Origin of the sequence: Streptomyces sp. NPDC015242 (genome assembly GCF_043079125.1) — a bacterium.
GTDB lineage: Bacteria > Actinomycetota > Actinomycetes > Streptomycetales > Streptomycetaceae > Streptomyces.
In genome coordinates this window covers 197,146-218,691 of record NZ_JBIBUF010000006.1, presented here as the reverse complement: position 1 = coordinate 218,691, position 21,546 = coordinate 197,146, and the positions used below count along the sequence as shown (strand labels likewise).

Genomic DNA, 21,546 nt, shown 5'->3' with positions numbered 1-21,546 from the left:
CCGGGCCGCCCTTGTCCCCGGCGCGGGTATGTGATCTCTTGGGGGAGGCGTGCGCGAGCGCGGAGGGGGCGAGAGGTGACGTCGACGGCCGGGGGAGCCGCACAACTGCTGGCCATCAGCGATCTGCACATCGGCTACCCGGAGAACCGCGCCCTGGTCGAGGAGATGCGGCCCGGCACGGACGACGACTGGCTGCTCGTCGCCGGGGACGTCGCGGAGACGGTCGCCGACATCCGCTGGGCCCTGAAGACGCTCGCGGCCCGCTTCCGCAAGGTCGTCTGGGTGCCCGGGAACCACGAGCTGTGGACCCACCCGAGCGACCCGGTCACCCTGCGCGGCGTCGCCCGGTACACGCACCTGGTCGAGCTGTGCCGGGAACTGGGCGTGACGACCCCGGAGGACCCGTACCCCGTGTGGCAGGGCCCGGGCGGCCCCGTGGCCGTCGCCCCGCTGTTCCTGCTCTACGACTACTCGTTCCTGCCGTCCGGGTGCGCCACCAAGGAACAGGGCCTGGAGTACGCCCACGGCACCGGGATCGTCTGCACCGACGAGTACCTGCTGCACCCCGACCCCTACCCGAGCCGGGAGGCCTGGTGCCGGGCCCGGGTCGAGGAGACCGAGCGCAGGCTCGCCGGACTGCCCGCGGACCTGCCGGTCGTCCCCGTCAACCACTATCCGCTGCACCGGCATCCGATGGACGTCCTGTGGCACCCCGAGTTCGCCATGTGGTGCGGAACCGCCCTGACCGCGGACTGGCACCGCAGGTTCCCGGTCCACACGATGGTCTACGGCCATCTGCACATCCCCCGGACCACCTTCCACGACGGCGTGCGGTTCGAGGAGGTCTCGGTGGGCTATCCGCGCGAGTGGCGCAAACGGCCCGGGCCGCCGGGGCGGCTGCGGCGCATCCTGCCGAGGGAGGACGAACAGCGGTGATCGAGGAACTGCTGCCGGAGACGGTGGTCACCGTCGAGGCGTACGGGTACGACGAACCGGACACGCCGCTGTACCCCGAGGAGGCCGCCCTCGTGGCACGGGCGGTCCCCAAGCGGCAGCGGGAGTTCGCCGTCGTCCGCTCCTGCGCGCGGCGCGCCATGGAGAAGCTCGGCGTGCCGCCGCGGCCGATCCTGCCCGGGGAGCGCGGCGCCCCCGGCTGGCCGGCCGGGCTGGCCGGCAGCATGACCCACTGCGACGGCTTCTGCGCTGCCGCGCTGGTCCGCGCGGGCGACCTGGCCTCCCTCGGGATCGACGCGGAGGTCCACGCGCCGCTGCCCGACGGCGTCCTGGCGTCGGTGGCCCTGCCGGGCGAGGTGGAACGGCTGCGGCGGCTCGTGGCCGAACACCCCGGCGTCTGCTGGGACCGGCTGCTGTTCAGCGCGAAGGAGGCCGTCTACAAGGCGTGGTTCCCGCTGACCGGGAAGTGGCTGGACTTCATGGAGGCCGACATCGAGATCGGCCCCCACGGCGGCTTCCAGGCCCGGCTCCTCGTCCCCGGACCGCTGGTGGGCGGCCACCGCCTCGACCGCTTCGAGGGCCGCTGGACCACGGCCCGCGGGCTCGTCGCGACGGCGGTCGTCGTGCCGCATTCCGAGCCCGCGGCCGGCGTCACGCCTTCCTGAACGCCGGCCGGCGTCACGCCTCCCTCAACGGCGGCCGGCGTCACGCCTCCTGAACGGCGGCCGGCGGCCCGGCCCGCGCACGGGCCGGCGAGCCGGGCCCGGCTCAGCCGTCCGGCGCGCCGGGAGGGGGCATGGCTCGGCCTGCCCCCCGGACCCCGCTCAGGGCCCCGGTTCCGGGCACCAGCTCTCCAGCAGGCGGAAGAACGCCTCCTCGTTGCCCGCAAGACCCGCCCGCTCCAGGGCCTGTTCCGCGTCGGCCAGGACGGCGGGCGGGACGACCGGCGGACCGGCCTCCCGGTCGAAGGCGGCGCGGACGGTGTGCAGCAGCCGCAGATAGGCCTGGACGGCGGTGCGCTCGCGGTCGGTCAGTACGGCGGTGGGCATCGGTCGGCTCTCCCCGTGTCGGCGTCGTCGCTCCCCGCGCCTCGCGGCGCGCACGCCCCGCACAGCCGGGACGCCCCTCCAGCTTGCCGCCCACCACTGACAATCCGGCCCCGTCGCCCGCCGGTTCGCCCGCCCGGCGCAGGCCGGACCGCTCCGGTGCCCCGGGGACGATGGAGTTCAGCTCTGCGGCCCCCGGTAGCCCAGCGACGCCTCGATCCGCCCGGCCAGGTGGTCGCGCTGCACCGGCCCCCTGGCCGCCGAACCCGACAGCCACGCCCGGCACTTGCTGGCGAGCAGCAGACCGAAACTCTCGGCCTCCTTCTCGTCGTCGAGGTCGAAGCCCGTGCGGGCGGCGACCTTCAGCACGGTCGCCTCCAGATCGGCGCCCTCGTCGAGCAGCCGGGCCGCGACGGCCGCGCCCTCGACGTGGTGGGAGCAGTGCCCCGCCTTCATGTGCCACAGCTCATGGCCGAGGATGACCAACTGGTGCTCCGGGGCGGTGCGTTCCTCGATCACGACGAGGTCCTGCTCGGCCATGTCGAGCCAGAGCCCGCTGGCGGTGCCGGGTGGGAAGGCGGCGGTACGGAAAAGGACGGGACGGCCCCGGCGTCTGCTCATGGCGTCGCACAGGGCGGCGTACAGCTGGTCGGGCCGTGCCGGCGCGGGGAGGGTCAGCTCCGCGACCAGCTCGCCGCACAGGCGGCGCATTTCCTTACCGATGCCCACAGTTCTCCCCACGGTCACGACTCGGGCCGCTTGACGCTCTCCAGGAGCATGTCCAGCCACTCGGCGACCTTGTCGCGGTGCTGGTCGGTGGGCAGCTGCGCGGCCCGCCAGGCGATGCCGCGCACGCCGTGGTCCTGCAGCAGCCGCTCCAGCGGGTCGTCGGCCGCGGCGGCCGCCTCCCGCTCCCGGTCGGCGAGCCGCTGCAACAGCTCCTGCTCGGTGTGCTGGAGGGCACTGACCAGCGCCTCGGGGTCCTCGGCCGTGAGGAAACCGGCGTGCACCCGGAAGAACCGCTGCAGGGCGTCGCAGTGCTCCATGGTCGGACGGCGGTCGCCGTTGATCAGGGCGCCGGCCTGCTGCCGGGACATGCCCGCGCCGTCGGCGATCTCCTGCTGGGTGTACTTGCGGCCGTTGGGTTTGAGCCGGGTCCGGCGCAGCAGGTCCAGTCGCTGCAGGAAGCGGGCCTGCACATCGGGCTCGCCCGCGGGCCGGCCGCTGAGCAGGGCCTTGACCACCGGCTCCGGGACCCCCGACGCGACGGACAGCCGGCCGGTGTCGAAGACCTCCGCGTGCGGCACGCCGAGCCGGTCGGCGAGCGCGGTGACGCGGGAGACGACGGCCGGCAGCACGACCGTCCGCGTGGCGCCCGGACCCTCGACGAAGCCACCCGTCACCGACGATTCTCCTACGTCTCTCACAGGCTTCTCACAAGCGGATGCCGTGACCTACCCGGCGTGAACTTCCCGGAGCGTAGCCGGTGCCTCGAACTCACATCCAGGTCTCGCCACAACTGTGGCCAATTTCAGCCGTCAACAGGCACGAAATGCCACGATAGTTGACACGCCTCAGCCCGGGGCACCAGGATCGGGGCGCCGCGTCAAGGCCGCACAGGCAAGAGGGGTGACCTCCCGATGGCATTTCAGGCAGGAGGGCAGCGGCCGGCACCGCGGCCCGTCCCCGAGACTCCAGAGGCCCAGGCCTACCTGGAAGACTGCGCCGGGCTTCTGGAGGCCGTGTCCTTCCCCTCGCTCGTCGTCGACCACTGCTGGGACGTCGTCCTCGCCAACAGCGCCTTCCGGTCACTTTTCCGCGGCGTCGGCCCGCACCCCACGGCCATGCCGGACGGCAACTTCCTGCGGTTCGTGCTCTTCCACCCCGACGCGCCCACGGTGCTCGGCGAGCACGAGGCGAGCTGGTGCCTGCCGATGCTCGCGCACTTCGCGCGCGCGGTGGAGAGCCACGGCCCCGACCACGGCCTGCAGGCCATCCGCCGTGAGATCGCCCAGGACCCGATCATGGAGGCCGCCTACCGGCACGGGCTGCCGCACTGGATCCGTGTGGTCGGCGAGGAGGCCGCCGAGATCGACGGCGCCGTCCGGCCGGTGCTGCACCCCGACCCGCGCTGGGGGGCCACCGACTGCCGGGTCGTCGTCGAGACGTCCCGGACGCTGGAGGAACTGGGCTGCACCCGGCTCACGTTCGTCCTGCGCGAGGCCCGCCGCGCCCCTTCCCGGGAACGCAGGACGCGCCGCGCCAACTCCCATCTGAGGGTCGTACCGGCGGCCGGCTGACCGCCGCGCGGCCGGCCGGCCCGTCGGCGCCGCGCTCTTCCCGGACCGTGTGCTGTGTGACATAGTACTGGCGTGAGCATGCCGCTGACCTGCGACGTCGTGGTGATCGGCGCCGGAGCGGTGGGCGCCGCCTGCGCCCTGTACGCGGCCCGGGCGGGTCTGGACACCGTCGTGGTGGACCGGGGCCCGGTGGCCGGCGGGACGACCGGCGCGGGGGAGGGGAACCTCCTCGTCTCCGACAAGGAACCCGGACCCGAGCTCGACCTGGCCCTGCTCTCCGCCCGCCTGTGGGCCGGCCTCGCCGCGGAGGGACTGGGCCGGGCCGTCGAGTACGAGGCCAAGGGCGGAGTCGTCGTCGCCGGCACGGACGCGGCCCGGGCCGGTCTCGAGGAACTCGCCGCCGGGCAGCGCGCGGCCGGGGTCGAGGCGGTGGCCGTGCCCGCCGACCGGCTCACCGATCTGGAGCCCCACCTCGCTCCCGGCCTGGCCGGCGGCGTGCACTACCCGCAGGACGCCCAGGTGATGCCCGCCCTCGCGGCGGCACACCTGCTGCGCGCCTCGGGCGCCCGGCTGTGCACCGGCCGTGAGGTGACCGGGGTGCTGCGCGGCCCGGGCGGGACGGTGTGCGGGGTGCGTACCGACCGGGGCGATCTGCACGCGCCCGCGGTCGTCAACGCGGCCGGCACCTGGGGCGGCGAGGTGGCGGCCCGGGCCGGCGTGTCGCTGCCCGTGCTGCCCCGGCGCGGCTTCGTCCTGGTCACCGAGCCGCTGCCGCCGCGCATCCGGCACAAGGTGTACGCCGCCGGCTACGTGGCCGACGTCGCGAGCGACGCGGCGCGGTTGCAGACCTCCCCGGTGGTGGAGGGGACGCCCGCCGGACCGGTCCTCATCGGCGCCAGCCGCGAACGGGTCGGCTTCGACCGCTCGGTCTCGCTCCCGGCGCTGCGCGCGCTCGCGGCGGGTGCGACCCGGCTCTTCCCCTTCCTCACCGGGGTGCGGGCCCTGCGCGCGTACGCCGGGTTCCGGCCCTACCTGCCGGACCATCTGCCCGCGATCGGTCCCGACCCCCGGGTGCCGGGGCTGTACCACGCCTGCGGCCACGAGGGCGCGGGCATCGGCCTGGCCCCCGGCACGGGGCAGCTGATCGCGGCACTGCTGACCGGGCGGACGCCCGCCCTGGACCCCGCGCCGTTCCGGCCGGGCCGCTTCGCCGAGGAGGCCGTGTGAACCCCCTGGACCTGGCGGCGGCGCGGCCCGGACCCGCCTTCACGGTCACCTTCGACGGGCGGCCGGTCGAGGCACTGCCCGGGCAGACGGTCGCCGCGGTGCTGTGGGCGGCGGGCATCACCTCCTGGCGCACCACGCGCGGCGAGGAGCGGCCACGCGGGGTGTTCTGCGGCATCGGCGTCTGCTTCGACTGCCTGGTGACCGTCAACGGACGGCCCAACCAGCGTGCTTGCCTGGTGCCGGTGCGGCCCGGGGACGCGATCGGCACGCAGCGCGGCACGGGGCACGAGGAGGTGGGCCGTGGGCACTGACCACCACATGACCGGCGCCGGACCTGCGGGGGCGCCCCTGCGGGCGGGACGCGCCGGGACCGGCGGCGGACACGGAGGGCCGGGCGTGCGTGACCTCCGCGGGACGGGCACGCGGCGGGCGGCGCCGGCCGCGCGGACCTCCTCGGCCGGAACCCGCCGGGGACAGGGAAGGCGGGGCCGTGCGGACTGAACTCGCCGTGATCGGGGCAGGGCCGGCCGGGCTCGCCGCCGCGCTGGCCGCCTCCGCGCGCGGCGTGCGGGTCGTGCTCGTCGACGCGGCGCCCGCGCCGGGCGGTCAGTTCTACCGGCAGCCCGCCGCCGGGCTCGGGGCAGGGCGGCCCGAGGCGCTGCACCACCGGTGGCGGACCTGGCAGCGGCTGCGCGACGGACTCGCCGCCGGTTCCGTGCGCACGCTGACGGACCACCACGTGTGGTGCGTGGAGCGCACACCGGACGGTTTCACCGTGCACGCGCTGACCGGGCCCGGCCAGGAGGAGCCGGCCGAAGTGCGCGCCCCGGCCGTGCTCCTGGCCACCGGCGGCTACGAGACGGTGCTGCCCTTCCCCGGCTGGACGCTCCCGGGCGTGGTCACCGCCGGGGGAGCGCAGGCCATGCTCAAGGGCAGCCTCGTGGTGCCGGGGCGCCGGGCCGTCGTCGCCGGGTCGGGGCCGCTGCTGCTGCCCGTGGCGACCGGGCTCGCGGCCGCCGGGGCCGAGGTCGCCGCGCTGGTGGAGTCCACCGCCCCCGGGCGCCTGGTCCGCCACGGACGGGCCCTGGCCGGCCACCTCCCGGAGGGCGCCGGGTACGCCGTCCGGCTGCTGCGCCACCGCGTACCGGTGCTGGCCCGCCACACCGTCGTACGCGCCCACGGCGACGACCGGCTGACCGGGGTGACGGTCGCCGCCCTCGACGCCGACGGCCGCCTCCGGCCGGGCACCGAACGGCACCTGGCCTGCGACACCCTCGCCGTCGGGCACGGCATGCTCCCGCACACCGACCTGGCGGAGAGCCTCGGCTGCCGCCTCGACGGGCTCGCCGTGGCCGTCGACGACGAGCAGCGCACCGACGTGCCCGGCGTGTGGGCGGCCGGCGAGGCCACCGGCGTCGGCGGCGCCGCCCTCGCCCTCGCCGAGGGGCACATCGCCGGCTGCTCCGCCGCCGCCCGCCTGCGCGGCACCGCCGCCGACCCGGCACCCGCCGCCCTGAAGGCCCGTACGCGGCTCCGCGGATCCGCCGCCGCCCTCGCGTCCGCCTGCGCACCGCCCCCGCACTGGGCCGGGCAGCTCACCGACGACACCGTGGTCTGCCGCTGCGAGGAGGTCACCGCCGGAGCCGTGCGCGAGGCCCTGGACCTCGGGGCGGGCGACGAGCGCACGGTGAAACTGCTGACCCGGGCCGGAATGGGCTGGTGCCAGGGCCGGATGTGCGCCACCGCGGTCGCCGGCCTCGCCGGACACGCCCCCACCCCGGCCCGGCGGCCGCTCGCCCTTCCCGTACCGCTCGGCGTCCTCGCCCGGCACCACCCCCAGGAGGGACTGTCATGACCGACCACCGCCCCTGGCGCGGCGTCCTCGTCGCCACCGCGCTCCCGCTGCACGACGACCTGTCCGTGGATTTCGACCGGTACGCCGAGCACTGCGCCTGGCTGGTCGGGAACGGCTGCGACGGCGTCGTGCCGAACGGCTCCCTCGGCGAGTACCAGGTGCTCACCCCCGGGGAACGGGCCCGGGTCGTCGAGACGGCGGTGGCCGCGATCGGCGGGGAGCGCGTCATGCCCGGCGTCGCCGCCTACGGCTCCGCCGAGGCGCGGCGCTGGGCCGAGCAGGCCGCGGAGGCCGGCTGCCGGGCAGTGATGCTGCTGCCGCCCAACGCCTACCGCGCCGACGAACGCGCCGTCCTCGCCCACTACGCCGAGGTGGCGAAGACCGGCCTGCCGGTCGTCGCGTACAACAACCCGGTCGACACCAAGGTCGACCTCGTGCCCGAACTGCTCGCCCGGCTGCACGGCGAGGGGCTGATCCAGGGGGTCAAGGAGTTCTCCGGCGACGTCCGGCGTGCCTACCGGATCGCCGAACTCGCTCCCGGCCTGGACCTGTTGATCGGGGCGGACGACGTCCTGCTGGAGCTGGCCGTGGCCGGTGCCAAGGGCTGGGTGGCGGGGTATCCGAACGCGCTGCCCCGGGCCTCGGCCGAGCTCTACCGGGCGGCCGTCGGCGGCGACCTCGGCACCGCGCTGCCCCTGTACCGGCAGCTCCACCCGCTGCTGCGCTGGGACTCGCGGGTGGAGTTCGTCCAGGCCATCAAGCTGTCCATGGACCTCGTCGGCCGTCACGGCGGCCCCTGCCGCCCGCCCCGGGTGCCGCTGCTGCCCGGGCAGGAGGCCGCCGTCCGGGCCGCCACCGAGAAGGCCGTCGCCGCCGGACTCTCCTAGCGAAGGACCGATCATGCGCAGCCAACTCGTCCTGCACGCCGTCGACTCGCACACCGAGGGCATGCCGACCCGCGTGATCACCGGCGGCATCGGCACCGTCCCCGGCGCCACGATGAACGAACGGCGGCTGTGGTTCCGCGAACACCGCGACGACGTCAAGCAGTTGCTGATGAACGAACCGCGCGGCCACTCCGCCATGAGCGGCGCGATCCTCCAGCCGCCCACCCGGCCCGACTGCGACTGGGGCGTGCTCTACATCGAGGTCTCCGGCTATCTGCCGATGTGCGGCCACGGCACCGTCGGCGTGGCCACCGTGCTCGTCGAGACCGGCATGGTCGAGGCCGTCGAACCCGTCACCACCATCCGGCTCGACACCCCGGCGGGCCCGGTCGTCGCCGAGGTGGCCGTCGAGGACGGCGCCGCCAAGGCGGTCACCCTGCGCAACGTGCCCTCGTTCGCGGTCGCTCTGGACCGCGAGGCCACCCTCGCCGACGGGCGGACGGTCACCTACGACCTGGCCTTCGGCGGCAACTTCTACGCCATCCTGCCGCTGGAGCGGTTCGGCCTGCCCTTCGACCGGTCCCGCAAGGACGAGATCCTCGCCGCCGGCCTGTCCCTCATGGCCGCCGTCAACGCCGAGGACCCGCCGGTCCACCCGGAGGACCCGTCCATCCACGGCCTGCACCACGTCTACCTGGCCGCGCCCGGTTCCACCGCCCGGCACTCACGGCACGCCATGGCCATCCACCCCGGCTGGTTCGACCGCTCGCCCTGCGGCACCGGCACCAGCGCCCGCATGGCGCAGCTGCACGCGCGCGGCGAACTCCCGCTGCACACCGAGTTCGTGAACGAGTCCTTCATCGGCACCCGGTTCACCGGCCGGCTGCTCGGCACCACCGAGGTCGCCGGGCGCCCGGCCGTCCTGCCCAGCTTCACCGGGCGCGCCTGGATCACCGGCACGGCCCAGTACCTGCTCGACCCCGACGACCCGTTCCCGGCCGGGTTCGTCCTGTAGCCGCACGTCCACCAGGAAAGGAAACCCCGACCGTCATGGCCCCGCAGCACACCCCCGCCCTGCCCGTGCTCGGCAGCAGGAAGCCCAGCCACCGGGAGCGGGTCGCCGACGCGCTGCGGGCCGCCCTGATCGCCGGCGAACTGCGCCCCGGCGAGGTCTACTCGGCACCCGGCCTCGCCGCCCGCTTCGGTGTCTCGGCCACCCCCGTGCGCGAGGCGATGCTCGACCTCGCCAAGGAGGGCCTGGTCGACACCGTGCCCAACAAGGGCTTCCGGGTCACGGCCGTCTCCGACAAGCAGCTCGACGAGTACACCCACATCCGCGCGCTCATCGAGATCCCCACCACGGCCGGCCTCGCGGCCACGGCCGACCCGGTCGCCCTGGAGGCCCTCCGGCCGGTGGCCCGGGAGATCGTCTCCTCGGCGGCGGCCGGCGACCTCATCGCCTACGTCGAGGCCGACCTGCGCTTCCACCTCGGCCTGCTGGCCCTCGCCGGCAACGACCACCTCGTCGACGTCGTCCGCGACCTCAGGCGCCGTTCCCGGCTCTACGGGCTGACCGCGCTGGTGGAGCAGAGGCGTCTCGAGGCCTCGGCGGAGGAGCACCTGGAGATCCTGGACGCGCTGCTCGCCCGGGACGAGGACGCCGTACGGGCGGTGATGACGCGGCACCTCGGGCACGTCCGGGGTCTGTGGGCAGCGCCCTGACCAAACTCTTTGCGCGATTACGCAAGCTGCTTGCGTAACTTGCGCTACGCTTGCGGGCATGACGCGACGACTTGCCGAGGTGGCGAAGAAGGTCGGGGTCAGCGAGGCCACCGTCAGCCGGGTGCTCAACGGCAAGCCGGGTGTCTCCGAGCCGACCCGGCAGGCGGTGCTCTCCGCCCTGGACGTGCTGGGCTACGAGCGGCCCACCCAGCTGCGCGGCGAGCGCGCCCGGCTGGTCGGCCTGGTCCTGCCCGAGCTGCAGAACCCCATCTTCCCGGCGTTCGCCGAGGTCATCGGCGGTGCCCTGGCCCAGCTCGGGCTGACGCCGGTGCTGTGCACCCAGACCCGGGGCGGTGTCTCGGAGGCGGACTACGTGACGCTGCTGCTCCAGCAGCAGGTCTCCGGCGTCGTCTTCGCCGGCGGGCTCTACGCCCAGGCCGACGCGCCGCACGACCACTACCGGCAGCTCGCGGAGCGGAACATCCCGGTCGTGCTGGTCAACGCGCCCATCGAGGACCTGGGGTTCCCGGGGGTCTCCTGCGACGACGCGGTCGCCGTCGAGCAGTCCTGGCGGCACCTGGCCTCGCTCGGGCACGAGCGGATCGGGCTGGTGCTCGGCCCCGGTGACCACGTCCCCTCCGCGCGCAAGCTGGCCGCCGCACGGGCCGTCGGGCACGTCCCGGACGAGTTCGTCGCGCGCGCCATGTTCTCCATCGAGGGCGGCCACGCGGCGGCGGCCCGGCTCATCGACCGGGGCGTCACCGGCTTCATCTGCGCCAGTGACCCGCTCGCCCTCGGCGTCGTGCGGGCCGCCCGCCGCAAGGGACTCGACGTGCCCTCGCGGATCTCGGTCGTCGGCTACGACGACTCCGCGCTGATGAACTGCACCGAGCCCCCGCTGACCACGGTCCGCCAGCCCATCGAGGCCATGGGCAAGGCCGTCGTGGAACTGCTCAACGCGCAGATCAGCGGCAGCGCGGTGGCGGCCGAGGAGCTGCTGTTCGAGCCGGAGCTTGTGGTGCGGGGGTCGACCGCGCAGGCACCCCGCAGCTGAGATCCTCCCTGCTGTCGAATAATTACAGATTCTGCGCGACATCTTGCGGACCGATGTCGCCGGTGCTTGAGTGTGCGGCGCCCCCGCTCCTTCGTGAGGCGTCCACTCGCTCCAGCCCTAAGGGGTCCACCGATGAGAAGCACCGGGATCCGCCGTACCGTCGCCGCGCTCGGCGCCGGCGTCCTCGCACTCACCGCCTGCGGCGGCGACGCCGACGAGTCCGCAGACGGCAAGACCCGCATCACGGTCAACTGCATGCCGCCCAAGAGCGCCAAGACCGACCGCGCGTTCTTCGAGGAGGACGTCGCCGCCTTCGAGAAGCAGAACCCGGACATCGACGTCGTCCCGCACGACGCGTTCCCCTGCCAGGACCCGAAGACCTTCGACGCGAAACTCGCCGGCGGCCAGATGGAGGACGTCTTCTACACGTACTTCACCGACGCCCGGCACGTCGTCGACATCAACCAGGCCGCCGATCTCACCCCCTACGTCAAGGAGCTGAAGAGCTACGGCACCCTGCAGAAACAACTGCGCGACATCTACACCGTCGACGGCAAGGTCCACGGCATCCCGCGCACCGGCTACTCGATGGGCCTGATCTACAACAAGGCGCTCTTCGAGAAGGCAGGGCTCGACCCCGGCAAGCCGCCGGCGACCTGGGCCGAGGTCCGCACCGCCGCCAAGAAGATCGCCGGCCTGGGCGGCGGCACCGTCGGATACGCCGACTACAGCGCCCAGAACCAGGGCGGGTGGCACTTCACCGCCGAGCTGTACTCCCAGGGCGGCGAGGTCGTCAGCCCCGACGGCAAGAAGGCCACCGTCGACACCCCCGAGGGCCGGGCCGTCCTGAGGACCCTGCACGACATGCGCTGGACCGACGACTCGATGGGCAGCAAGCAGCTCCTCGTCATCAACGACGCCCAGCAGATGATGGGTTCGGGCAAGCTCGGCATGTACCTCGCCGCCCCCGACAACATCCCGATCCTCGTCAAGGAGAAGGGCGCCGACTACGAGGACATCGCCATCGCCCCGATGCCGGGCGGCAAGGCCACGCTCGTCGGCGGCGACGGCTACATGGTCAGCAAGAAGGCGAGCCCCGAACAGATCCGCGCCGCGCTCAAGTGGCTGGACCACATGTTCCTCACCCCCGGCGACGGCTTCCTCGGCGACTACGCCCGCGCCAAGAAGCACGACGCCCCGGTCGGCCTGCCCGAACCGCGCCTGTTCACCGGCGCCGCCGACGCCGAGGACCAGCGGGTCAAGCAGGCCAACGCCAACGTCCCGGTGGAGAACTACCAGCCCTTCCTCGACGGCAACCAGCGTCTGGAGATGAAGATCGAGCCGCCGCACGCCCAGCAGATCTACTCCGTCCTCGACGGGGTCGTCTCCGCCGTCCTGACCAAGGAGGACGCGGACATCGACCGGCTGCTGAAGGACGCGTCCGGCAAGATCGACGGCATCCTGGCCCGGGGCTGAGCCCGATGAAGCTCCCGGGGCCGATCCCGACGAAGACCGCCGATCGCCGGCCCCGCCCGGCGATCGAGGTCCGCCCGGTGCAGGCGCCGCCCCCGGCAGGGGACCGGAGGCGGCGCCGCCTCGCCGACCAGGGCCGCGCCTACGCCTTCCTGCTGGGCGGGCTGGTCTGCTTCGCCCTGTTCTCCTGGTACCCGGCGATCCGCGCGGTCGTGATCGCCTTCCAGAAGTACACGCCGGGCACGGACGCCGAGTGGGTCGGCACCGCCAACTTCACCCGTGTCGTGCAGGACCCCGAGTTCGCCGCCGCCTGGCGCAACACCCTCACCTTCACGCTGCTCGCCCTGCTGATCGGCTTCGCGATCCCGTTCGTGCTGGCCCTCGTCCTGAACGAACTCCGGCACGCCAAGGCCTTCTTCCGGGTCGTGGTCTATCTGCCGGTGATGATCCCGCCCGTGGTCAGCGCCCTGCTGTGGAAGTGGTTCTACGACCCCGGCGCCGGACTCGCCAACGAGGCGCTGCGGTTCCTGCACCTGCCCACCTCGAACTGGTCCAACGGCGCCGACACCGCCCTGGTCTCCCTCGTCATCGTCGCCACCTGGGCCAACATGGGCGGCACCGTCCTGATCTACCTCGCCGCCCTGCAGTCCGTCCCCGGCGAGCTGTACGAGGCGGCGGAACTGGACGGGGCGAGTCTGCTGCAACGCGTCCGGCACGTCACGATCCCGCAGACCCGGTTCGTCATCCTCATGCTGATGCTGCTGCAGATCATCGCCACCATGCAGGTGTTCACCGAACCGTTCGTCATCACCGGCGGCGGCCCGGAGAACGCCACGGTCACCGTCCTGTACCTGATCTACAAGTACGCCTTCCTCTACAACGACTTCGGCGGCGCCTGCGCGCTGAGCGTGATGCTCCTGCTGCTGCTCGGCGCGTTCTCCGCCGGCTACCTCCGGCTCACCCGGACCGACGGGGAGGCAGCGTGAGCAGCACCCGCACCCTGGTCTCCCCGGCCGTCCTGGCCCGCCCGCGCGGCCGGGCCGTCTACTGGAGCGTCTTCACCGCCGTCGTCCTGCTCTTCGCGCTCGCCTTCCTCTTCCCCGTCTACTGGATGGTCACCGGCGCGCTGAAGGCCCCCGACGAGGTGACCCGGACGCCGCCCACGCTGGTCCCGGAGGACTGGCGCCTCAGCGGCTACACGGACGCCTGGGACCTCATGCAGCTGCCGACCCATCTGTGGAACACGGTGGTCCAGGCGGCCGGCGCCTGGCTGTGCCAGCTGGTGTTCTGCACGGCCGCCGCCTACGCGCTGTCCAAGCTGAAGCCCGCCTTCGGCCACGTGATCCTGGGCGGCATCCTGGCCACCCTGATGGTCCCGGCGCAGGCCCTCGTCGTACCCAAGTACCTGACCGTCGCCGACCTCGGCCTGCTCAACGACCCGCTCGCCATCTGGCTCCCGGCCGTCGCCAACGCCTTCAACCTCTACCTGCTCAAGCGGTTCTTCGACCAGATCCCGCGCGATGTGCTGGAGGCCGCCGGGATGGACGGCGCCGGACGGCTGCGGGTGCTGTGGTCGATCGTGCTGCCGATGTCCCGGCCCGTCCTCGGCGTCGTCTCGATCTTCGCGCTGGTCGCCGTCTGGCAGGACTTCCTGTGGCCGCTGATGGTCTTCTCCGACACCGGCAAGCAGCCCATCAGCGTGGCGCTCGTCCAGCTGTCGCAGAACATCCCGCTGACCGTGCTCATCGCCGCCATGGTGATCGCCAGCATCCCCATGGTCGCGCTGTTCCTCGTGTTCCAGCGGCACATCATCGCCGGGATCAGCGCGGGCAGCACGAAGGGCTGACCCGCCGACCCCCTCCGACGAAAGGCACCGACCGTGGGACAGCCCACCCCCGCCTCCCCGACCTCAGCGCACCCCGCGCGCGACGACTGGTGGCGCGACGCCGTCATCTACCAGGTGTACGTCCGCAGCTTCGCCGACGGCGACGGCGACGGCACCGGCGACCTCGCGGGCGTCCGCGCCCGGCTGCCCTACCTCGCCGACCTAGGCGTGGACGCCCTGTGGTTCACGCCCTGGTACCTGTCCCCGATGAAGGACGGCGGCTACGACGTCGCCGACTACCGTGCGATCGACCCGGCGTTCGGCACCCTGGCGGAGGCCGAGAAACTCATCGCCGAGGCACTCCAGCTCGGCATCCGCACCATCGTCGACATCGTGCCCAACCACGTCTCCGACCAGCACCCGTGGTTCCGGGCGGCACTGCGGGGAGGCCCGGAACGGGAGCTGTTCCACTTCCGTCCGGGGCGCGGCGCCGACGGTGAACTCCCCCCGAACAACTGGCGTTCCGAGTTCGGCGGCCCCGCCTGGACCCGGCTGGCCGACGGCTCCTGGTACCTCCACCTGTTCGCCCCCGAACAGCCCGACCTCAACTGGGCCCACCCGGCGGTGCGGCAGGAACACGAGGACATCCTGCGGTTCTGGCTGGAGCGGGGCGTCGCCGGCGTCCGCATCGACTCGGCCGCCCTGCTGGTGAAGGACCCCGCCCTGCCCGACATGACCGAGGGCCGAGGCCCCCACCCCTACGTCGACCGCGACGAACTCCACGACGTCTACCGCTCCTGGCGGGCGGTCGCCGACGAGTACGGCGCCGTCTTCGTCGGCGAGGTCTGGCTCCCCGACTCCGAGCGCTTCGCGCGCTACCTGCGCCCCGACGAACTGCACACCGCCTTCAACTTCTCGTTCCTGACCTGCCCCTGGAACGCGGGGCGGCTGCGCCGCGCCATCGACGAGACGCTCGCCGAGCACGCCCCGGTGGGCGCCCCCGCCACCTGGGTGCTGTGCAATCACGACGTGACCCGCACGGTCACCCGCTACGGCCGCGAGGACACCGGCTTCGACTTCGCGACCAAGGCCTTCGGCACCCCCACCGACCTGGCCCTCGGCACCCGCCGGGCGCGCGCCGCCGCCCTGCTGTCCCTGGCCCTGCCCGGCGCGGTCTACGTCTACCAGGGCGAGGAACTGGGCCTGCCCGAGGCCGAGATCCCCCGGGACCGCATCCAGGACCCGATGCACTTCCGCTCCGGCGGCACCGACCCCGGCCGGGACGGCTGCCGGGTCCCGCTGCCGTGGACGGCGGAAGCCCCGCACGCGGGCTTCGGCGGCGAGCCGTGGCTGCCCCAGCCCCGGGACTGGCCCGATTACGCCGCCGACCGGCAGGCCCGGGACCCCGGGTCGATGCTGAGCCTGTACCGGGAGGCGATCCGGCTCCGCCCGGCCCTCGGCGACGGCCCGCTCACCTGGCTGCCCGCCCCGGACGGTGTCCTCGCGTTCCGCCGGACCGGCGGAATCTGCCTGGTGAACCTCGCCGACACCCCCGCCGCCCTGCCCGCCCACTCCGGGCTCCTCCTCGCCGGCGGCCCGCTGGACGCCGACGGGCGGCTGCCGAAGGACACCGCGGTCTGGCTGCGCGCCTGAGACCGCACCGCTGTCCCCGTACCCCCACCACGAAGGGATCAGCACATGCACACCCGCAGATCTGTCAGGAGCATGACAGCAGTGGCCGCGGCCGTCGTCATGGCCGCCGGCACCCTGGTCGCCCTGGCTCCCGCCCCGGCGCACGCCGCCGCCGGTGCCACCGTCCCCTTCACCTCGGTCGAAGCCGAGTCGGCGAGCGGCACCGGCACCCGGATCGGCCCCGACCACACTCAGGGCACCCTCGCCTCCGAGGCCTCCGGACGCCAGGCCGTGCGGCTCTCGCCCGGGCAGCGCGTGGAGTTCACCGTGCCCCGGGCGGCCAACGCGGTGAACGTCGCCTACAGCGTCCCGGACGGCCAGTCCGGCTCGCTCGACGTCCACGTCAACGGCCGCAGGCTCGCGAAGACGATCCCGGTGACCTCGAAGTACTCCTACGTCGAGACGCCCTGGATCCCCGGCGCCAGGACCCACCACTTCTACGACAACGCCCGCCTGCTGCTCGGGGAGAACGTCCAGGCCGGTGACAAGGTCGCCGTCCAGGCCACCAACGTCCAGGTCACCGTGGACGTCGCCGACTTCGAGCAGGCGGCCGGGCCTGCCTCCCAGCCGGCCGGGTCGGTCTCCGTGACCTCCAAGGGCGCCGACCCGAGCGGTCAGGGCGACTCCACCCAGGCCTTCCGCGAGGCCATCGCCGCCGCGCGAGGCGGGGTGGTGTGGATCCCGCCGGGCGAGTACCGGCTCACCTCGTCGCTCAACGGCGTGCAGGACGTCACCCTCCGGGGCGCGGGACACTGGCACTCCGTCGTGCGCACCTCCCGCTTCATCGACCAGTCGAGCTCCTCGGGCAACGTCCACATCCGGGACTTCGCGGTGATCGGCGAGGTCACCGAGCGGGTCGACTCCAGCCCGGACAACTTCGTCAACGGCTCGCTGGGGCCGAACAGTTCCGTCTCCGGCATGTGGCTGCAGCACCTCAAGGTCGGCCTGTGGCTCACGGGCACCAACGACAACCTGGTCGTGGAGAACAACCGGTTCCTCGACATGACCGCCGACGGCCTCAACCTCAACGGCCACGCCCGCGGCGTCCGCGTCCGCCACAACTTCCTGCGCAACCAGGGCGACGACGCGCTCGCCATGTGGTCGCTGAACGCGCCCGACGTCGACAGCAGCTTCGAGAACAACACCGTCACCCAGCCGAACCTCGCCAACGGCATCGCCATCTACGGCGGCACGGACATCGCCGTGCGGAACAACCTGGTCTCCGACACCAACGCCCTCGGCAGCGGCATCGCGATCTCCAACCAGAAGTTCCTCGACCCGTTCCACCCGCTCGCCGGCACGATCACCGTCGACGGCAACACCCTCGTGCGCACCGGCGCGATGAACCCCAACTGGAACCACCCGATGGGCGCCCTGCGCGTCGACTCCTACGACAGCGCCATCGAGGCCCAGGTGCGGATCACCGACACGACGATCACCGACAGCCCGTACAGCGCCTTCGAGTTCGTCTCCGGCGGCGGACGCGGGTACGCGGCGAAGAACATCACCGTCGACGGCGCGACCGTGCGCGGCACCGGCACGGTCGTGGTCCAGGCCGAGACCCAGGGTGCCGCCGTCTTCCGCGGCGTCACCGCGACCGGCGTCGGCGCCGCGGGCGTCTACAACTGCCCCTACCCCAGCGGCTCCGGCACCTTCACCCTCACCGACGGCGGCGGCAACTCCGGCTGGAGCAGCATCTGGTCCGACTGCTCGACCTGGCCGCAGCCGGGCCAGGGCAACCCCGGCCCGGACCCGGGCCGCAACCTCGCCGAGGGCCGCCCGGCCACGGCCACCGGCTCCCAGGACGTCTACACACCCGCCAAAGCGGTCGACGGCGACGCGCACACCTACTGGGAATCCGCCAACCACGCCTTCCCGCAGGCGCTGACGGTCGACCTCGGCGCCCGGGAGGCGGTCCGCCGGCTGGTGCTGAAGCTGCCGCCGCAGAGCGCCTGGCAGGCCCGGACCCAGACCCTGTCCGTGCAGGGCAGCGCGGACGGATCGGCGTGGTCGACGCTGGTCGCGGCGAAGGACTACCGCTTCGACCCGGCCGGCGGCAACACGGTCACGGTCGCCCTGCCCGACGGCACGAGCGTGCGCCACCTGCGGCTCCAGGTGACGGCCAACACCGGCTGGCCTGCCGCCCAGTTCAGCGAAGTGGAGGCTTATCTGTCCTGACCGCCCCGGACGCCCCGCGCTTGGCCGCCCGGACCTGCTCGTACACGCGGGTCCGCAGCTCGGCGAAGCGCGGGGCCACGCGCGTGTGCACCTGGTCCCGCTCGGCCGGCAGATCGACCTTCAGCTGCTCGAGCACGACGGTGGGGGAGGCGGACAGCACGATCACCCGCTCACCCAGGTACACGGCCTCGTCGATGTCGTGGGTGACGAACAGGATCGTGATCCCGCGCTCCCGCCACAGCCGCCGCACCAGGTCCTCCAGGTCGGCCCGGGTCTGGGCGTCCACCGCCGCGAACGGCTCGTCCATCAGCAGCACCTCGGGCTCGTAGGCGAGCGCCCGGGCGATGGCCACCCGCTGCTGCATCCCGCCCGACAGCTGCCACGGATACGCCCCGGCGGCGTCGGCGAGCCCCACCGACTCCAGCGCGTCCGCGACCAGCGCGCGGCGCCGCTGCCTGCCCAGCCTCTTCTGCCTCAGCGGCAGTTCGACGTTCTGCCCGACCCGCATCCACGGAAACAGGCTGCGGCCGTACTCCTGGAACACGAACGCCATGCCGGGCGGCGGCCCGTCCACCGGGCGGCCCGCGAGCCGCACCTCACCCGCGGTCGGGGCCAGCAGACCGCCGACGCACTTCAGCAGGGTCGTCTTGCCGCAGCCCGACGGGCCGACGACACAGACCAGTTCCCCCGCCTGCACCGAGAAGGTCAGGTCCCGTACCGCCTCGGTCCGCCGCCCGGACCCCTCGTAGACCTTGCGCAGGCCGCGTACGTCGAGCATGAACCGCCCTTTCCGGATCTCACGGGGACCGCCGTCCGGCCTCGCGCAGGCCGTGGTACCAGCCGAGCACCCGCCGCTCGGCCAGCCGGAACAGGAGCGACAGGAGGAAGCCGAGCAGACCCAGGAGCAGGATCCCCGTCCACATGTCCGGGAGGGCGAAGCCGCGCTGGAACTGCACGATGGTGAAGCCGAGGCCGTTGCTGGCCGCGAACATCTCACTGATCACCATGAGGATGATCCCGATCGACAGGGCCTGGCGCAGACCCGCGAAGATCTGCGGGCTCGCCGAACGCAGCACCACCTCACGCAACCGCGTGAGGCCCGTGATGCCGTAGGAGCGGGCCGTCTCCGCCAGCACCGGGTCGACCGCCCGGACACCCTCGGCCGTGTTGAGCAGGACCGGCCAGACGCAGCCGCCGGCGATCACCGCGATCTTCATCGTGTCGCCGATGCCGGCGAACAGCATGATGACCGGCACCAGCACGGGAGGCGGCACCGCGCGCAGGAACTCCAGGACCGGCTCGCACAGCGCCCGCACCCGCCGGCGGGAGCCGACGAGCGTGCCGAGCGCCACCCCGACGACGGCCGCCACGCCGTACCCCGCGGTGAGCCGCAGCAGGCTGGGCAGCAGGTCCCCGCGCAGCCGCTCGGCCGTCCACACGTCCGGGAACGCCGCGACGATCGTGCGCAGCGGCGGCCAGTAGACGTTCGTGCTGCCCTCGGACGCCGCCCACCAGACCGCCACCAGCACCGCGGGCAGCGCGAGCGCGAGCACCAGCCGCCGCAGCATCGCGCGCGTGCGCCTCACACCGCCACCTCCCCGCGCACCGACTGGTGCCAGGCCAGGGCCCGCCGCTCCACCGTCCTCGCACCCGCGTTGATCAGCAGCCCGAGCACACCGGTCACCACCACGAGCGCGTACATCTCCGGCACGGCCTGCGAGGTCTGCGCCACCGCGATGCGGGCGCCGAGCCCCGGCGCGCCGATGACCAGTTCGGCGGTGACGGCGAGGATCAGCGCCACCGCCGCGGCCAGCCGCACCCCGGTCATCACGTACGGCAGTGCGGTCGGCCACAGCACGTGCCGGACCCGCGCCCAGGTGCCCAGGCCGTACGAGCGGGCCGTCTCCTCCGCGACCGGATCGACGTCCCGCACGCCGTACAGGACCTGGACGAGCACCTGCCAGAACGAGGCGTACACGACGAGCAGCAGCACCGAGCGCAGCTGCGTGCCGTACAGCAGCACTGCCAGCGGGATCAGCGCGACCGACGGGATCGGCCGCAGGAACTCGATCGTCGAGGCCGTCGCCTCGCGCAGGTACGGCACCACGGAGATCACCACGCCCGCGACGACACCCGCGCCCACCGCGATCGCCAGACCCAGCGCCCAGCCGGTGAGGGTGTCGCCGAGCGCCGACCAGAAGGCGCTGTCGGCCAGCTCCCGGCCGAGCGCCCCGGCGATGCGGGCGGCCGGCGGGAAGTAGTCCTCGTCGACCAGGCCGAGCCGCGGCACCGCCTCCCCGAGGAGGAGGAACACCGCGAGCCCGGCCGCGCCGAGGGCCGCGTCGCCGCCCCTCACGGCAGCAGCTCGTCCAGGTCCGGTGCCTTGTCGAACAGGCCGTCCCGCTCCCCGAGTTCGGCCAGCCGCTCGATCGACGGCCGGTCCGGCTCGGCCGGGTAGCGGGGCAGGGTCAGCTGCTCCAGCAGGGTGGTGGGGATCTTCGTGTAGGTGGTGAGGATCTGCCGGACCTCCTCCGGATGGCTGTCGGCGTACTTCAGCGAGGCGACCGTCGCCTCCCGGAACCTCTTCACCACGCCGGGGTTCTTCGCGGCGTACTGCTGCGAGGTGAAGTACATGGCCACGGTGAGGTCGGGGGAGACGTCGTGGAAGTTCGACGCGATCTCCTTGCCGCCCGCGGCCTTGACGGTGGCCAGGGCAGGCTCCGGGGTGCAGGCCGCGTCGACCCGTCCGCCGTCCAGTGCGGCGGGCATCTGGTCGAAGGGCATCTCGACGAACTCGACCCGGGACGGGTCGCCGCCGTCCTTGCGGACGGACTCCTTGATCGAGGTGTCGCAGATGTTGTTGAGGGTGTTGACCGCCGCCTTCTTGCCCTCCAGCTGCTTCGCGGAGGTCAGGGGTGAGCCTTTGCGCACGGTGATGGCGGCGAAGTCGGCACCGTCCTCGCCCGTGGACGCGGCGCCATTCACCACGGCCTTGACCGGCACGTTCTTGGAGCGCGCGACCAGCAGCGAGGTGGTGTTGCTGAAGCCGAACTGGAACTGGCCGGAAACGACCCCCGGCACGATCGCCGCCCCGCCCTGCGCGGGTGACAACTCCAGCTCGATGCCGCGGTCCGCGTAGAAGCCCTTCTTCTCGCCCAGGTAGATGGGGGCGACGTCCAGCACGGGCACGATCCCGACCTTGACGGTGGTGGTGCCGGACGGGCCGGCCCCGTCCTGCCCACCGGAGCCGGACGAGCCGCAGGCCGTGACGGCGGCCAGGACGGACAGGGCCGTGAGGCCGACGAGCAGACGACGCATGGCTCCCCCTGTGGG

General features: G+C 73.3%; 22 protein-coding genes. 15 read left to right on the top strand and 7 right to left on the bottom strand.

What is annotated here, in order from left to right; all coding sequences use genetic code 11:
• Nucleotides 1-75 precede the first annotated feature (75 nt).
• Nucleotides 76-936, top strand: a complete 861-nt coding sequence (locus tag ACF07N_RS21555; protein ID WP_383321382.1) for a metallophosphoesterase family protein — start codon at nt 76-78, stop codon at nt 934-936.
• Nucleotides 933-1,619 (top strand): 4'-phosphopantetheinyl transferase, encoded by a 687-nt coding sequence (locus ACF07N_RS21550; protein ID WP_392115253.1) that lies wholly within the window; start codon nt 933-935, stop codon nt 1,617-1,619. Before ACF07N_RS21555 ends, ACF07N_RS21550 begins: the two co-directional genes overlap by 4 nt.
• 159 nt (nt 1,620-1,778) lie before the next feature.
• Here ACF07N_RS21550 and ACF07N_RS21545 read toward each other — a convergent pair whose 3' ends face one another.
• The 3 genes from ACF07N_RS21545 to ACF07N_RS21535 form a co-directional block, all read right to left on the bottom strand.
• Nucleotides 1,779-2,003, bottom strand: coding sequence for a hypothetical protein (locus ACF07N_RS21545; protein WP_392115250.1), 225 nt, complete (start codon nt 2,001-2,003; stop codon nt 1,779-1,781).
• 177 nt (nt 2,004-2,180) lie between these two features.
• Complete coding sequence (locus ACF07N_RS21540; protein WP_383322324.1) at nt 2,181-2,711, bottom strand: toxin-antitoxin system, toxin component; 531 nt, start codon at nt 2,709-2,711, stop codon at nt 2,181-2,183.
• Between the two features lie 32 nt (nt 2,712-2,743).
• Nucleotides 2,744-3,403 carry a helix-turn-helix domain-containing protein gene (locus ACF07N_RS21535; RefSeq protein WP_383321373.1) on the bottom strand — a complete coding sequence of 220 codons (660 nt, stop codon included), beginning with the start codon at nt 3,401-3,403 and terminating at the stop codon, nt 2,744-2,746.
• 237 nt (nt 3,404-3,640) lie between these two features.
• Between ACF07N_RS21535 and ACF07N_RS21530 the strand changes: the two genes are divergently transcribed.
• The 13 genes from ACF07N_RS21530 (at nt 3,641) to ACF07N_RS21470 (ending at nt 18,213) form a co-directional block, all read left to right on the top strand.
• Nucleotides 3,641-4,300: a hypothetical protein gene (locus ACF07N_RS21530; protein ID WP_383321370.1), complete on the top strand. Its 660-nt coding sequence runs from the start codon at nt 3,641-3,643 to the stop codon at nt 4,298-4,300.
• 72 nt (nt 4,301-4,372) lie between these two features.
• Nucleotides 4,373-5,527: an NAD(P)/FAD-dependent oxidoreductase gene (locus tag ACF07N_RS21525; RefSeq protein ID WP_392115247.1), complete on the top strand. Its 1,155-nt coding sequence runs from the start codon at nt 4,373-4,375 to the stop codon at nt 5,525-5,527.
• Complete coding sequence (locus ACF07N_RS21520; protein WP_392115244.1) at nt 5,524-5,838, top strand: (2Fe-2S)-binding protein; 315 nt, start codon at nt 5,524-5,526, stop codon at nt 5,836-5,838. The genes ACF07N_RS21525 and ACF07N_RS21520 overlap by 4 nt, the downstream gene beginning before the upstream one ends.
• A gap of 179 nt (nt 5,839-6,017) precedes the next feature.
• A complete protein-coding gene (locus tag ACF07N_RS21515; protein ID WP_392115241.1) occupies nt 6,018-7,382 on the top strand; it encodes an NAD(P)/FAD-dependent oxidoreductase in 1,365 nt (454 codons plus the stop codon).
• Nucleotides 7,379-8,269, top strand: a complete 891-nt coding sequence (locus ACF07N_RS21510) for a dihydrodipicolinate synthase family protein (protein ID WP_392115238.1) — start codon at nt 7,379-7,381, stop codon at nt 8,267-8,269. Before ACF07N_RS21515 ends, ACF07N_RS21510 begins: the two co-directional genes overlap by 4 nt.
• A 13-nt stretch (nt 8,270-8,282) precedes the next feature.
• The gene (locus ACF07N_RS21505; protein ID WP_392115235.1) at nt 8,283-9,284 is read left to right on the top strand and encodes a proline racemase family protein; all 1,002 of its coding nucleotides are present in this window, start codon (nt 8,283-8,285) and stop codon (nt 9,282-9,284) included.
• Nucleotides 9,285-9,319: 35 nt separating this feature from the next.
• Nucleotides 9,320-9,991: a GntR family transcriptional regulator gene (locus ACF07N_RS21500; protein ID WP_392115232.1), complete on the top strand. Its 672-nt coding sequence runs from the start codon at nt 9,320-9,322 to the stop codon at nt 9,989-9,991.
• A 58-nt stretch (nt 9,992-10,049) separates the two neighbouring features.
• Entirely contained in the window at nt 10,050-11,045 is a 996-nt protein-coding gene (locus ACF07N_RS21495; RefSeq protein ID WP_392115230.1) for a LacI family DNA-binding transcriptional regulator, read from the top strand.
• A gap of 132 nt (nt 11,046-11,177) precedes the next feature.
• Complete coding sequence (locus ACF07N_RS21490; RefSeq protein WP_392115227.1) at nt 11,178-12,521, top strand: ABC transporter substrate-binding protein; 1,344 nt, start codon at nt 11,178-11,180, stop codon at nt 12,519-12,521.
• Between the two features lie 5 nt (nt 12,522-12,526).
• Nucleotides 12,527-13,504 carry a carbohydrate ABC transporter permease gene (locus ACF07N_RS21485; protein WP_392115224.1) on the top strand — a complete coding sequence of 326 codons (978 nt, stop codon included), beginning with the start codon at nt 12,527-12,529 and terminating at the stop codon, nt 13,502-13,504.
• The gene (locus tag ACF07N_RS21480) at nt 13,501-14,364 is read left to right on the top strand and encodes a carbohydrate ABC transporter permease (RefSeq protein ID WP_392115221.1); all 864 of its coding nucleotides are present in this window, start codon (nt 13,501-13,503) and stop codon (nt 14,362-14,364) included. The genes ACF07N_RS21485 and ACF07N_RS21480 overlap by 4 nt, the downstream gene beginning before the upstream one ends.
• 33 nt (nt 14,365-14,397) lie before the next feature.
• Complete coding sequence (locus ACF07N_RS21475; RefSeq protein WP_392115218.1) at nt 14,398-15,996, top strand: glycoside hydrolase family 13 protein; 1,599 nt, start codon at nt 14,398-14,400, stop codon at nt 15,994-15,996.
• Nucleotides 15,997-16,068: 72 nt separating this feature from the next.
• Nucleotides 16,069-18,213, top strand: a complete 2,145-nt coding sequence (locus tag ACF07N_RS21470; RefSeq protein WP_392115215.1) for a discoidin domain-containing protein — start codon at nt 16,069-16,071, stop codon at nt 18,211-18,213.
• Here ACF07N_RS21470 and ACF07N_RS21465 read toward each other — a convergent pair.
• From ACF07N_RS21465 to ACF07N_RS21450, 4 genes are read right to left on the bottom strand one after another with little or no spacing between them, the layout of a single operon-like run.
• Nucleotides 18,185-18,991, bottom strand: a complete 807-nt coding sequence (locus ACF07N_RS21465; protein ID WP_392115213.1) for an ABC transporter ATP-binding protein — start codon at nt 18,989-18,991, stop codon at nt 18,185-18,187. The two genes, ACF07N_RS21470 and ACF07N_RS21465, sit on opposite strands and share 29 nt — an antisense overlap.
• Nucleotides 18,992-19,010: 19 nt before the next feature.
• Nucleotides 19,011-19,781, bottom strand: coding sequence for an ABC transporter permease (locus ACF07N_RS21460; RefSeq protein WP_392115849.1), 771 nt, complete (start codon nt 19,779-19,781; stop codon nt 19,011-19,013).
• 14 nt (nt 19,782-19,795) lie between these two features.
• A complete protein-coding gene (locus tag ACF07N_RS21455) occupies nt 19,796-20,569 on the bottom strand; it encodes an ABC transporter permease (RefSeq protein WP_383321328.1) in 774 nt (257 codons plus the stop codon).
• Entirely contained in the window at nt 20,566-21,531 is a 966-nt protein-coding gene (locus tag ACF07N_RS21450) for an ABC transporter substrate-binding protein (protein ID WP_392115209.1), read from the bottom strand. The genes ACF07N_RS21455 and ACF07N_RS21450 overlap by 4 nt, the downstream gene beginning before the upstream one ends.
• Nucleotides 21,532-21,546: the final 15 nt, after the last annotated feature.